This is a genomic window from Eubacterium ramulus (genome assembly GCF_045002895.1).
In the GTDB taxonomy this organism is placed as follows: domain Bacteria; phylum Bacillota; class Clostridia; order Lachnospirales; family Lachnospiraceae; genus Eubacterium_I; species Eubacterium_I ramulus.
In genome coordinates this window covers 3,222,242-3,236,279 of record NZ_CP173382.1, presented here as the reverse complement: position 1 = coordinate 3,236,279, position 14,038 = coordinate 3,222,242, and the positions used below count along the sequence as shown (strand labels likewise).

11 protein-coding genes and 1 pseudogene are annotated in these 14,038 nt (G+C 39.1%); 1 reads left to right on the top strand and 11 read right to left on the bottom strand.

Annotation, left to right across the window (positions count from 1 at the left end; translation table 11 throughout):
- Window positions 1–63: 63 nt before the first annotated feature.
- From ACIRUQ_RS14915 to ACIRUQ_RS14870, 10 genes and pseudogenes are all read right to left on the bottom strand, one after another.
- Window positions 64–378 (bottom strand): hypothetical protein, encoded by a 315-nt coding sequence (locus tag ACIRUQ_RS14915; protein WP_082432805.1) that lies wholly within the window; start codon window positions 376–378, stop codon window positions 64–66.
- Window positions 350–3,418, bottom strand: coding sequence for a VaFE repeat-containing surface-anchored protein (locus tag ACIRUQ_RS14910; RefSeq protein ID WP_404856506.1), 3,069 nt, complete (start codon window positions 3,416–3,418; stop codon window positions 350–352). The genes ACIRUQ_RS14915 and ACIRUQ_RS14910 overlap by 29 nt, the downstream gene beginning before the upstream one ends.
- A gap of 256 nt (window positions 3,419–3,674) precedes the next feature.
- Window positions 3,675–4,586 carry a ParB/RepB/Spo0J family partition protein gene (locus tag ACIRUQ_RS14905; protein ID WP_242853609.1) on the bottom strand — a complete coding sequence of 304 codons (912 nt, stop codon included), beginning with the start codon at window positions 4,584–4,586 and terminating at the stop codon, window positions 3,675–3,677.
- Window positions 4,564–5,391, bottom strand: a complete 828-nt coding sequence (locus tag ACIRUQ_RS14900; protein ID WP_055181152.1) for a ParA family protein — start codon at window positions 5,389–5,391, stop codon at window positions 4,564–4,566. The genes ACIRUQ_RS14905 and ACIRUQ_RS14900 overlap by 23 nt, the downstream gene beginning before the upstream one ends.
- A gap of 127 nt (window positions 5,392–5,518) precedes the next feature.
- Entirely contained in the window at window positions 5,519–7,081 is a 1,563-nt protein-coding gene (locus ACIRUQ_RS14895) for a caspase family protein (protein WP_055181154.1), read from the bottom strand.
- A gap of 20 nt (window positions 7,082–7,101) precedes the next feature.
- The gene (locus ACIRUQ_RS14890) at window positions 7,102–7,614 is read right to left on the bottom strand and encodes a hypothetical protein (protein ID WP_055181156.1); all 513 of its coding nucleotides are present in this window, start codon (window positions 7,612–7,614) and stop codon (window positions 7,102–7,104) included.
- Window positions 7,615–7,850: 236 nt separating this feature from the next.
- Window positions 7,851–8,114 (bottom strand): annotated as a pseudogene (locus ACIRUQ_RS14885) (DEAD/DEAH box helicase family protein); the annotation flags it as partial.
- A 179-nt stretch (window positions 8,115–8,293) separates the two neighbouring features.
- Window positions 8,294–8,581, bottom strand: coding sequence for a hypothetical protein (locus tag ACIRUQ_RS14880; RefSeq protein WP_242853610.1), 288 nt, complete (start codon window positions 8,579–8,581; stop codon window positions 8,294–8,296).
- Window positions 8,582–8,606: 25 nt separating this feature from the next.
- Window positions 8,607–8,870 carry a CRISPR-associated endonuclease Cas3'' gene (locus ACIRUQ_RS14875; RefSeq protein ID WP_021740733.1) on the bottom strand — a complete coding sequence of 88 codons (264 nt, stop codon included), beginning with the start codon at window positions 8,868–8,870 and terminating at the stop codon, window positions 8,607–8,609.
- A gap of 79 nt (window positions 8,871–8,949) precedes the next feature.
- A complete protein-coding gene (locus tag ACIRUQ_RS14870; RefSeq protein ID WP_167618730.1) occupies window positions 8,950–9,291 on the bottom strand; it encodes a DUF2085 domain-containing protein in 342 nt (113 codons plus the stop codon).
- Window positions 9,292–10,104: 813 nt separating this feature from the next.
- Between ACIRUQ_RS14870 and mgtE the strand changes: the two genes are divergently transcribed.
- Window positions 10,105–11,496 (top strand): magnesium transporter, encoded by a 1,392-nt coding sequence (gene mgtE, locus ACIRUQ_RS14865; protein WP_055290370.1) that lies wholly within the window; start codon window positions 10,105–10,107, stop codon window positions 11,494–11,496.
- 81 nt (window positions 11,497–11,577) lie between these two features.
- Here mgtE and ACIRUQ_RS14860 read toward each other — a convergent pair whose 3' ends face one another.
- Complete coding sequence (locus tag ACIRUQ_RS14860; protein ID WP_207642780.1) at window positions 11,578–13,956, bottom strand: GH39 family glycosyl hydrolase; 2,379 nt, start codon at window positions 13,954–13,956, stop codon at window positions 11,578–11,580.
- Between the last annotated feature and the right edge of the window lie 82 nt (window positions 13,957–14,038).

The following is a 14,038-nucleotide window of genomic DNA, read 5'->3' as shown; positions in this document are numbered from 1 at the left end:
AAAATATTACTCTCTGAAGATTCCACATATGATTTCAATTGTGATAATGTCATTTCCAAATATTTAGGTTGTTCCACCATAATCTGCTCCTTTCGTTTCTTCCTTTACTTCTTTTTTTCCTGACAAATAGCTTATCACTTTGTTTGCCTTAATGCTTTTCTGCAGCTCACTGATAATGCACAGATCTGCTACATTCACTCCCGGCAAAGCAAGCATTTCATCCATCGCCATATTGACAATCTCTTTTTCCGTTCCGTATCCGGCATCAAATAAACGCTGTAATACTTTTATTGCTTTCTGATTTTTTCCCATTTCATCATCAAAGGGCAGCTTATCGCCGCCCTCTGTTTTACTCCTCCTCTTCTTTCTTTTCTTCAATTCCTAATCTCTTAACCTGTTTCTTTTTATTCCAGATACGAACTCCTATGATTCCGGCTGCTGATAATACCAGAATAGCTATCCATAAAATTGCATTTGCAGTGTCTCCTGTTTTCGGAGGGTTACTGGTTTTTGTAGTAGTACCCGGTGTCTCTGGGGTTGGTGTTTCCGGTACTTCTTTGATGGTTACAGTCTGACCTTCATCGTTGATTTCCTTATGCTCTGTTACCTTTTTCGGTTCTTCCAGATTTGTTATATCATACAGTTCTTCAAAGGTTACAAGCTGTTTTCTTCCAAGAGTGCTACCATCGAAAGTAAACTCAATCTGCACTTCCATGTTTTCCTTGTCCGCTGTAAATTCATAATCATTGGTAACTTCTTTGCCATCAATGATCAGCTTTGCATTTTCTTCCTTAATCATCTGCCAACCAGACAATTTATACTTTGTACCGATTTCCAATCCTTCTAATGTAACTGTATCCACAATCGTCAGATCTTTTCCGGCTTCAATTTCTTTCTTACCGTTCTTATCCGTTGCTGTGGTATGAATCGAAATCTTTCGCTCTGTAATCAGGACTGTCTGACCTTCATCGTCAATGTCCTTATGCTCTGCAACTTTTACAGGTTCTTCCGGATTCTTCAGGTCATATAATTCTTCAAATGTAACCAGATTCTGTCCGCCAAGTTCTGATGCATCAAACGTATAAGAAACTTCTACTTTCATTTTCTCGCTGTCAGCAACAAAAGTGTAATCACTCTCCACACGCTTTCCATCAATGAGCAGTTCTGCATTTTCCTCTTTCAACATCTGCCAGCCTTTTAACTGATACTTTCTGCCTTCTTCCAGACCGTCCAGAGTAACTGTATCCACAATCGTTACTTTCTTTCCTGCAACAATTACTTTTTCGCCTGTTTTCTTGTCTGTTGCAGTTGTATGAATGGTAATCTCTTTTTCATACTCATCAGTCAGTGTTCCAAGGTCGATAGTTACTTTATTTCTGCTCACAACAACTTCAAATGCCGGAATCAGCTTCATGCCTTTGTTGGATTCACAAGATAACTCCTCAATCTCATAAGTGTCATAAAGTAATGCACCTTTGCTATCGTCCGGCTCAGAAATTCCGAACCAGATACCGTCCTCACTGGATGTTCCGGCATTTGTATTTTTCTTATGAGACGCCCAATCGGAAGCAGTTGAAAACTGACCGTTTTTATCTGTTACTACGATATGGCTCTCTCCGGTTGTTTTGCTCGTAATCTTAAAAGGAACATTGGCAAGTCTCTTATGTGTGCCTGCTCCAATCTTTACTCCCTCCAAATCTCCACGTTTAATCTGGTTGTAAATGGAATGGCTTTCGCCTGTTAAATCCACTATTTTTCCATTTTCCGTAATCGAAAATTCAATCGCTTTTGCCCCGTCAGTCAGATAACCTTCCGGTGCTTTGGTTTCTTCCAGTTTGTATTTACCATATGGAAGTAAATCTGCCGATGTTGTTGCTACTCCGTCAATTCCTGTCTGAATTGTCTTAACTGTCTCATTTTTCTTGTACAGTTTTCCTTCTACCAGAACCGGATTCTCGTTCAGAGAAATAATTGCAAATGCTGCATCTTTTAATGTGGCACTTCCCTGTGCCTTAGTGTCTTTTGTCTCCATATCACGTTTCTGAATCTTCACACCACCTCGGATTACCTGATCAGATACGGAATACTGGTTGCTTCCGGAAAGAACTGCAAGTTCTCCGTCCTCTGTGATCTGTGTCAGATACATTCCTTTGATCTGCTCTGTACTGTCTCCTGCCTGCATATAAGCTCCGTCCAGTAAATATCCGTCTGGTGCTTTGGTTTCTTCAACAGTCAGTGTTCCAAGTGGCAATACGCTTTTTTCATTCTGGGTGTAAAATGTATCTCCTGATACTTTGTAAGCATCTGCCAGTTTTGTCACATAATGAACAGTTCCATTACTGTCTTTTTCAGCTACCGTCTTTGTAACCCAGGTACATGTTGCTCTCTCTGGTAAATTGTCTTTTGTATAAAGTCCGTCATAATAATGCCAGGTAAATTCTGCTCCTGTCAGTGCTGCATTACCCTGTGCGGTTGCTTTTCCCGTCTCCATATCAATCTTGAACAGGTCTACCAGTGTCTCTGTCACTTTCGGAACATCGGAAACATTTAATACGGCTGTTTTTCCGGCTTCAACCTTCAGACTGTGTACTGTCGTATCCAGCTTATATCCCTTCGGTGCAGAAAGCTCTTTGATGTAAACATTCCCTGCAGTCACTTCAACCTCATTTGTCTCACCATTCTCATTTGTTGTAAGTGTTCCAATCTGATTGCTGCAATTCTGGTCTGAGAATATGCCAAAGGTTGCTCCGGCAATGGTATACATTGCATTTCCATTTGTGACAATCTCATTTGCGGTTGTCTTTTTTACTTTTGCATTTCCGACATTCAGTTCTGCCCAAAACTGTCCGAGATCCTGTCCCTCTCCAGTATAGATATATCCTCCACATTTATACCGACCTTTGTTCGCCTGTACAAATGCTCTCGCTCCTGCATACACTTCATTCTGAATATCCTGTGAAATCTCAGAATATGCAGCTCGTACATTATCACACTGCCAGCCTAAATATTCACTCAGTCTCTGCCATACTACACACTGTTCCAACAGATATCCCTGATTCGCATTCAGGTTGCTGTGACTGCCCCTATACTGCTTTACATACTCCAGTGACAATGCCACATCTTCGATCTGTGCAGTACTCATACTGGCACTTGCATCGTGTCTGGTTTTATATCCATTTTTAAATCCGGTGTTAATATCTACACAATAGGCTGTTTCGCCCTCTACTTTCATGTGACCTTCATTGAATGTCGAATGAATGGTTCCATCATTCATCACATGTTCAATATATCCGACTCTCTCTGAGGACTCTGTCCAATACTGTGTTTCTGCTGCGTAAACCGATGTAGTCGGTAATGCAGTTAAAATTGTGGTCAGAGCAAGAAGCCCCGTACACACTCGTTTCCATATCTTCTTCATTTTCTACAATTCCTTTCTTTTCAATCCAATAAAAAAAGACGTCCGTCTGGAACGCCTGCTGTTTACTTCCTGCTGTCATGCAGGGTATGGGAATCTCTAACCTGCCGAAAGAGAAGATGTTCCCGGCTCCTTATTGTCTTTTCGGCTGGTAATCTGCTGGTAAACCAAAGGGGTAGGGTGTGGGGAGGGGAAAGCAGAAAAAGGATGATTTCTCATCAAACCAAAAGGATAGACTTCTCCCTTGGTGTCAAAATGCCTATCGTTCTCTGCTTTTCTCCCTTTTCCGGTATAATTCCAGTGCTTTGATAATGGTTTCTTCCATTTTCTGCTGTGAAGTTCCCGATGGAAAGTATTTTTTCAGTCGGTTCTTCGGGATTTTCCACTGCTCTACCTGATTTGGCTTTTCTTCTGACATAATCGACAGCAAAACATCTTCATTCAACCTGCCTTCTGCGGAGAATCTTCGGATTTTGATTGCCTGTGCATGACTTGGGGTACAAGCCTCCGACTCCATGGTGTCGTACAATACCTCCTGTTCCTCTTTCGGCAAATAAGACAGCTCTACCGCCGGACGCATAGAAATCTTTTTGTCATCGACCATTTCAAGGATTTCCGGTATCAAATAGGTTAATCGAATATATCTTCTGATTTGGTCTTTACTTTCTCCAACCTGCTCACCTAATAATTCATCAGAGCGTTTCCCTTTCAACTTTGTCGCCAGTGGCGACGAAGTTAAATCGGTTCTTTGTCCCTGTCTTTTCATTGCTTCTAATTTCATTTTGTAAGCAAATGCCTTTTCTGATGGTAAGATTTCTTCTCTTTGAAGATTGCTGTCAACCATGACAATGACTGCTTCATCATCACTAAGATTCCTTACTATACAAGGCATATTCTCAAATCCTGCCAGTTCACTCGCCATTTTTCTACGGTGTCCGGAAATCATTTCATACCCACCTGTTGGCTTTTCCCTGACAAGTGCTGGAACTAATACGCCATGATTACGCACGCTTTCGATAGTTTCCAACATCTTATCATCCATTTTTACCTTAAACGGATGATTCGGAAAATCTGTAATTTCATAAATAGAAATATCTTTTACATATTCCTGATTCTTCTGGTCTCTTTCTTCCTGCGTCGTAAAAAGGTCATCTACTGAAGGAAGATTCATGTTTATTTCTCTGCTTTTCGCCACATTGAATCACCTCCCTCGTAAATTCTGCATACGCCTTTGCAACAGTTCCATTCTTGTCATACTCATAAATGCTCTGTCCTGCTGCACTGCTTTCTGCTGCTGTGATAGCCACTGGAATAACAGTTTTGAAAATCCTAATATGCTTTCCATAATTCTCTCTAAGGCTAGTCTCTGTTGTCCTTGCAAGTTTTGTTCTCATATCTGCAAGTGTCAGCAATACTCCATCAATCTTCAGATTAGGATTTAGCTGTCTCTGTACCTTACCGATTGTTTTCATTAACTGTGTCATGCCCTTTAATGGAAGATAATGAGCCTGAACTGGAACAATTACACTGTCTGCGGCAGCTAATGCATTGATAGTCAACATCCCCAAGCTAGGCATACAATCAATCAGGATATAATCATAATCTTTTTTCAAATCTGCCAGATACAGCTTTAGTGTCTGCTCTCTGCTCATTGCATTTACCAGGGAGATTTCCATGCCCGATAATTCAATGTTAGTTGGAATAATGTCAACTCCTTCTTTATGGTGTAAAATGCCTTCATTATACACAAATGGTTCATCTTGTAATATTTTCTTCATCTGTGTATCCAACGTAATCGGAAGATTATCTGCATTAGTCCACCCCAATGCGGTTGTTAAGTCTCCCTGTGGATCAGCATCGACCAATAATACTTTTCGCCCCTGATGTGCAAGACCAATTCCCAGATTTAATGTCGTTGTGGTCTTGGCTGTCCCTCCCTTCTGATTTGCAAGGGCGATTACTTTACACTTGGTCATATGGTTTCCTCCTTCCTCGATAAATTTAATAGCCAATTCTTTTTACGGAACTGGCTATGTATAAAAATAGGCATGAAAAAAGCCGACTGACTCATAATTTGAATCAATCGGCTATGTAACATCTAACTTAAATCTTTTCAATTTGCATAATATCTTCCCACTCTTTTAATGTCTTGTAATAATTTTTCAGTTCCAATTCTATGCAATCTTTCAAATTTTTTTCATTACTATTTTCCTTTTTATATGAAGCGCTTATAAAAACAAGACTTCTCGCATTTGTAACCAGCTCATAACTTTTATCATGAAATTTTTCATATTTACTATATGGCATAGGAAAACATGCATCATCACATTGATTATATACTGCTTGCAACTCGCTATAAATTTCATTAGAATGCTTACAAAATTGATTAATATCCATATCTCCAATCTTATAAGAATGATACTCTCTGTCAAACTGACTAGTTTTTCTTATAACTATTGCTATTTGATTTTTCCAAAAAGAAATAAGTTCATCATCTGTAAAAATATATTGAAGCCTCATTTTTTTCAAATATTGATATAACGAATTATAATCCCATGAATAATATCCTTCTTTATTGATTTTTATTACATTTTTCTTATGCCAATTGTAATCATCATACAATGTCCATACCGCCAAGTATTTGTATATATTTGCTTTATAATCGATATAATCACTATAAAATAATATATACACTATCTCAATTGGGTGATTTTTTAGGAGAATCTGATTTTTAGAACTCAATGGCAAATTAGCACCTTTAAGTGTTTTTACTACTTTTGAAATTTCTTCCACAATTGTTTCTTCCGTAATATTTTTTTTCATCACAACTTTTATGCTATAGTATTTTCTATATTGTTTATTTTTTCCTGTTTTACAATCATTTTCTATATCTAATATATCTACTTCCCGTGTCTCAATAAAATATTTTTGTTTTTTTCTCTTTTCCTTAAGAATCCGTGCAGGTAAAGTTAATGTCCCTATCATGCTTGTTCTCATAACCGGTGTTTGTTCTTCTCCTGGATGTTTTCGATTATAATTTTGTGCATAAATTGAAACCATATTTTGTAAATCATTAAAATATACTACATTATCTCTAATTAAATATTCGCTTTTTAGAGATTCACATAAAAATTTTGTAAAAACACTTATTTTCCCATCTTCTGTCGTTGACTCTTCCCACTTTTTACACGCACAGAATACAGTAATACCCTTTCCATAAAATTTTTCAACAACTTCCTCTTCATCTATGGGTGGAATGAATTTATCACCTACATCTGAATGACAACAATCTAAAATAACTACTTTTGATTTTGCTTTAGAACAATTTAAAAAGTTAATAATCTGATCTGTATATACATATGTCGACTCATTCAAACTATTAGTCATTAGTAAAAAACTATCGTCATGTTCGTCTACTCCGCCGTGTCCAGAATGAAATACAACCAAAATATCTTCCTCTGAAGATGCGTCACAGAATTCCTTTAATCTCTTACAATATTCCGTATTACTAATTTCACCGTCATCTGTTGCAATTGTAATATCTTCTTGGTTTATAATAATGTTTTCTTGAAATGCACTACAAAATTCTCTAGAATCATTTACACAAAAGTCCAAATTAATAGTACCTCTATATTCATTTACTCCACACGCAAATACTTTAACCATTTTATCCTCCATCAAATTATTTATTTTTGAATATGTGCCGTATTTTCTAAACTCCCTTCCAATGAATCAACTTGTTCATTAGCATATTCCGCTCTCTTTTTCCATGCCTCTAATAGCCGCTTTCGTTCATCTTTCTGTCTTTTTTCAATCTGCTCATAAGATTCTATCTCTTTACTAAAATTGGCGTATTCTTCTAAATAACTCAAAGTAACCAAATCTTTCTCTTTTGCAAATTGATTTGTTATATGTATAATTAAAAAAATTATTGATGCAGCTAATAATACAACTGCCAAAATTCCAATCCAACTTTTATCAACACCAGGCACATTGATAATAACTGCTAACGTTGCAATTGCCATAGATATAAACGGAATGAGTATAAGAATCCACTTATCCAAATGAACACTCCTTCCCTTTAGTTTTACCTTTAATTCAATAATTTCTTTTGATGATAGTTTCTTTACTTCATTTTCTGCTTGATCAATTCCTTTGTTACAATTTTTAACTATTCTTTTTATCTTCTTTTTATCCATATAGTATTCTGCTTCCAATCTCTTTCCTTTTTTATTTCTATTATACCAGCACTTCAACCACTATACACCGCTTTTCTCAAATTATATAATCAAAAAGCAGGCGACAAAAAGTCACAAACCCTCTTCATCCACCCGCTTTTCACCTATGCTCTCACCACTACCAATTCCACAACATCTGGATGTTCAACCACACACATACCACAAAATACCACCTGTTTTGTGACTTTCTCATGCTAGGAGACAAAATATTCCACTGCGTTGTGTGGAAAAAATTCCTTCATCTCCCCGTAAAGCTGCGCCGCCAACGTCTTATTGTGTGCAATGATCAGCGTCGGTTTGTTCAGCTGCTGAATAACATTTGCCATGGTAAATGTCTTACCGGAACCTGTGACTCCAAGCAACGTCTCGAACTGATTGCCTTCCTTGAAGCCTTTGACCAGTTTTTCGATTGCCTGGGGCTGGTCTCCTGTGGGTTGGTATTCGGAATGAAGTTTGAAGATTTGTTGTGAATCCTGCACAAAAGCACCTCCTAGTTTTTATATCAAAAAAGTTCGTCTATCAGGCAGAAATTCGTCGAAGCACATTCTCCGATTTCGCCCAAATATGCCTCTTGACGAATTCTGTTCACCACCTGACATTTTATAGACTTATAAAAAGTAGTAAAACTAACGTGGGCGAATTAACACTCAAATGTAAGAGCTATTATATCATGGAAATATGGATTTGTATACGCAAAGCGAACATTAGTTCTATGAGATTCTTCTACATTTATCAGCGTATCCAAAACATTTTCTATATTATCCTTCTTCTTTTCCGGTAATACTTCTTCCATATAAGAAAGCAATTCCGGTGGAATCTCCTCAGCTATAATATTTCCATTATCTCCATATACATCCATGGTTATCAACTCTCTTGCATCTCCCATCAACTTGGCTACTGCCTTAGGAGAGAAATTATTCTTTAACAACAGAGTGCAATATATACTTCTCAGATCATGCCAGCGAATAGCAGGAAGTCCTGTCTCCTGCAGTAGCATGATCCACCCTTTCATTTGTATTCTCCTGTATTTTCCTCTGAAATTCTTTAGAATATTTTCCGATATCATGCAGCATTCCACAACAATATCCCCATTCCCTTTTACCAAACTTCTCTGCAAATTCTCCTGCTCTTTCTGCTGTTCCTCTGCGAAATATCCGCTTCTCCATCCCATTTCTACGTACCATAATCTCCGTATCCTGCACATGATAATAATTCATAAAATATTATTCACATTTCATCCTATACAAATCATCGGATCAATGATATAATTTACTTGTTTTAATGGTTACAGATATATTAAAAGTATTGTGGTATATGCAGGATTGTCATTGTAATCCCTATTCCGCTAATAATACCAGTAATACATCGCCGTCGATTGTTGCTCAGGATACCAAATATATATTGGGCAATTCCATCAATAACAGTCGGGCATATCATAACAAATGATATCCACAGTGGAAATATCATGTTCAACCAAACATGTGCTACCAGATACGTTATAAGAATACTGGTAATTAATGCAAAACAACGCCAGCAGACAGGAAAACAAAATTTTCCTAAATGTGGCGCGGTATCCGGTTTTTCATTGCAAAATGGTATTTTTCCAAAATTTTCTTTTATATATCTGATTGGTTTCATATTCATAAACAAAGGAGAATTATATGCTATACATTTTATTAGTCATCATTGCCATTTTAGTAATCTGTGTATTATGTAAACATCTTAAAAACTAAGACTACTATAACACAACCCGTTTTTTCATACAATAATTGAAAAACATAGTCTCAAATAAGGATTCTAATGCATCACCATATTATATAGGATCCTTATTTTTCTGTAAATTTTTCGTAAATTATCGTTTTTTTCTTGACGAATCTATTTTTTCGTATTAAACTAGCCAAGGTTTTGAAGCAAACAGCTGAAAACAATTCAAATTTACAATAATTCAAATCCAAAACTCTTTTACAAAAGAGTTCAAAACTTTTCAACAGGAGGTGTGATCATGGACAATTGTGATAGTACAGGACGAAGTATGATCTGCGGTGGCAGACAATGGAAACTGAATATGCAGCTGTTCCATGTGATTCACTGATTCCTGCATTTTCATTTCCAATTGAAGATAAGATTGTTATAAAAATATTCGAAAAAACAGTTTGTTTATATATTTAACGGATTCATTCGCTCAATAGAATTGTTCATTATTTCCCATATTTTTATTTCATTCATTTTCCCACCGTATACGATCAGTTCATATGTAATTCGTTGTAATTCGTAAATGAACTTTAAGAATTCCTATACTGCACAGTCTGCAACTGTAACATTAGCTTTCGGAATTTCGTAAGCGGTGATTTTTTATGCCCTTTTTTCAGAGGTACACTATTGCATAACCATTCTGCCTTTAAAAGATGACAAATGTACCTAAGTACCTGAGGGCTGTCAGGAGGAAATGAGATGAAAAAAACATTAAAAAGACCAAACTATGCAGAAGAATTACTGAAAATCATTCAGAGCCCGTTAAAAAATGAAGTCCTGCTGGATCGGCTGAATGACTATCATGAGAGAGATATTGCGGATGCGCTGGAACTGCTGTCACCACAGCAGCGCAAAAAACTGTACCCGGTACTCGGTGCCGAAAGGCTTGCAGAGATTTTTTCCTATCTCGAAACACCGACACAGTATCTGTCTGAGCTCAGCATCAACCAGGCTGCAAAGATCGTATCCTTCATGGATTCTGACGATGCGGTAGATATTCTGGAACAGATGGAAGCATCCGCAAAAGAGAAAATCGTAACACTGCTGGATGCAGATTCCAGCCACGACATCCGTCTGATCCTCTCCTACGACGAGGACGAGATTGGAAGCATGATGACTACAAACTTCGTAGCCATCCGCAAAGATCTGAGTATCCGCCAGGCCATGCGGGAACTGGTGACACAGGCTGGTGAAAATGATAATATCTCCACGGTTTACGTGGTAGATGATGCGGATAAATTTTACGGTGCCATCGATCTGAAAGATCTGATCATTGCCCGCGAAACCGATGAACTGAATGGCATCATCAGTACATCCTATCCGTATGTAACAGATCATGAAAAAATTGATAACTGCATCGAAACCATCAAAGATTATGCCGAAGATTCTCTGCCGGTTCTGACTGACAACGGAAAACTGATCGGTATTCTGACTGCCCAGGATATTGTGGAAGCCGTAGACGATGAGCTTGGTGAGGATTACGCAAAGCTGGCTGGTTTGACCGCAGAAGAAGATCTGCACGAAAAAACATCCACCAGTATCAAAAAACGTCTGCCATGGCTGATCATTCTGCTGTTTCTCGGCATGGCGGTATCTTCTGTGGTCGGTGTATTTGAGACAGTTGTTGCCGTACTGCCCATTGTTATGTGCTTCCAGTCCCTGATCCTTGATATGGCAGGAAACGTTGGTACCCAGTCTCTGGCTGTTACCATCCGCGTTCTGGTAGATGAGACACTGACTGCAAAGCAGAAATTCAACCTTGTTTTGAAAGAAATGAAGGTCGGATTCCTGAACGGACTTTTCCTTGGAATCCTTTCCTTCATATTTATCGGACTTTACATCTGTGTATTAAAACATTATCCAATGGGACATGCATTTTTGATTTCCGGCTGCGTTGGATTTTCCCTGATGGTAGCCATGGTAATTTCCAGTATGGTCGGCACTTTGATCCCAATGTTTTTCCACAAGATCAAAATTGATCCTGCAGTTGCTTCCGGTCCGTTGATTACAACCGTCAATGATCTGGTTGCCGTTATCACTTACTATGGACTCGCATGGCTGCTTCTGATCCATGTGCTGCATATGATTTAATTTACAGACAAAGACAGCTGTATCCGAAACAACACGTTCGATATACAGCTGCCTTTTTAATTGCGATCAGTCCCCTATCACCTACATAACACTTAACCGGATCAGCCGGACTTCAAATGGCTCGAGGTGTTCGTACAGACAGATACTTCCATCTTCCTGACGATTCACATAATCAGTCGTGTGAAGCGGCTGATTCTTTTCGTTGATATAAACAATATCCGCAGATGAAATCCGCGCTGCTCTTCTATAATTTTTGCAAAATCCATACGGATTTCCATTATTTTCATTCAGCACACTCGTTGCTTTCAGATACGTCCGCTCTTTTGCATGTTCCAGACAAATTTCATAAGTCAGATCATGTTCTGGCTCCAACATCCCCGGGATGATTTCATTCTGATCCAGCTTTCTCTGACAATATGCTTCTGACAGGTGCAGATAATTATATAATAAAATCTGAATTTCCCCGTCCTCTGACTTCGTGATCAGGTAGTTTTCCCCTTTTTTGATAAAATAGGAACCCATTTTTGCCAGCATCTCATACACATAGTAAGAAGGTTTTTTAATAAAATCATAGGTAAAGATCCCACGTTTTCCCTGAAAAGACCCCTGTATCATCTGATCCTCTGAAACATTTTCCAGCGGATCCATCACTCCAAAGGCAATCCCCGTCTGCCAGCAATCAACCATACTTTTTACAATATATGCCGGATAAAACATGGTATCCTGAAGGGCGTTGTTCCAGCCCAGATCGTAATTCCACTCCGCCACATACCAGGTCCTCACCTTCCATCCACAATCCTCATTATTGTTCAAAATCCTCCGTATCACATCATACACTGCATCCCTTTGCTGCATAATGCCGGCAGGCTGACGTCTCTGGATACTTTGCGGCGTATCATCCACGGTATACAGATTCATCATGACAAAATCCGGTTCGCAATGCTGCTTCTGATAAAAGGATGTAAAACTGTCCATCCACTCCGGATACAGTAAATTTACTGACATTAAAGCCGACGTACCAACCTGAAACCGCTCATCGATTGCTTTGATCACCTTCCAGGTAGACAAATACAGACGATAATAATTTTCACGCTGCAGTGCAGAATAATTGATCCGCGGATTATCCGGCGAATTCCACACACAAAATTTCCATTTCAACACCTGACTGCGGCCATACCGTTCCACCATATGTTCCACCACATGGTATACCAGCCGATCCCATTGCTGCATATCCGTCGGCATATCGGAGATAGAATTGCGCATCAGTGCGTCTTTATTTACATTCTCCACCATAAGAAACGGTACAAAAGACAGTTCTACAAATGGGATCAGACCGCACTCTGCAATAAAATCAAATAGCTGATCCATCCGGTAAAAGCTATAATGCGGTCTTCGATCCCTTTCTTTTACATAAATTTCCATATCATCATGAAACAGTTCATGAAAATAAATACCGGTAAAATGTAATTTTTCCGCAAGCTCCCGCACCATCTTACGCACTGGATGAAGCAACAGATAGCTGGCTTTCCGAATCGTCAGAATCCCTCCGGGCTGATCCAGACTGACAAATTCATCCAAATCTACTCCGGTAATCAGCTGTTTTTTCCCGGGATGTCTGATCAGTTCTGCCCCGGCAAGATCCGCTTCCAGTTCCTGCAGAAACGCTGCCAGTTCCTGCTCCTCATCTGCCTGCAGCCGTGCAGGTGCTTCCGTCTTCTGCTGTCTGCGGTATTCACTAGGCAGAATCTGATAATACTCCCGAAATTTGGTGCTGAAAGATCTGGCATTTTTAAAACCGCTCTCCTCTGCGATCTGGTCAATGGTTTTCCTGGCATCCCGCAGCTGTCCCGCTGCATGCAACAGGCGAATCTCATTGATATATTTCAGAAAACTGGTGTCCAGCTTCTCCCGGAACATTTTGGAAATATACGAACTGCTGACAAAAAACTGTTCCGCCAATGCCGCCAGAGTCAACGCTTCCGTATAATGCTGCGAAATGTAAAACAGCACATTCTGCATCATCGGGAACTCTGTGTCCGGTATCTCTGTCTCAACCCGGAAGTCACGCAGCAGATGCTCCAGAAGCTGATAAGACCATTTCATTTCACGGACATATGCACACACATTTTCCTGCTGTATCTCCTGCACTAGATGTAAGATATCGCAGATTACTTCGTGATACCGTTCTTTGTGGAGTTCCATGACAGAATTGCACTCCAGCCTTCCCGGCGCCGCTCCCTGCCCCGACATCAGCTTTGTCAGGTCAACCCCGCAGAGCAAACAGCTCCCGGAAACATCAGACAAACTGAAATACTGAAAGGGTTCAATCATTACAACATCCCCCTTCTTCAGTTCCAGAATTTTCTTTTTCAAAAAAAGCTTCACTGTCCCGGACAGCGGTATCAGAAAGCTATAATCTGATGACCACTCCGGCTCCTGCCGTCCTTCTTTCCTAACCATAAAATGAACCATTTTCATTCTCCCAACATGTTATTTCTTATCCCATGTTTTCTTTTATCACATTTTATTTTACTGCGCAATT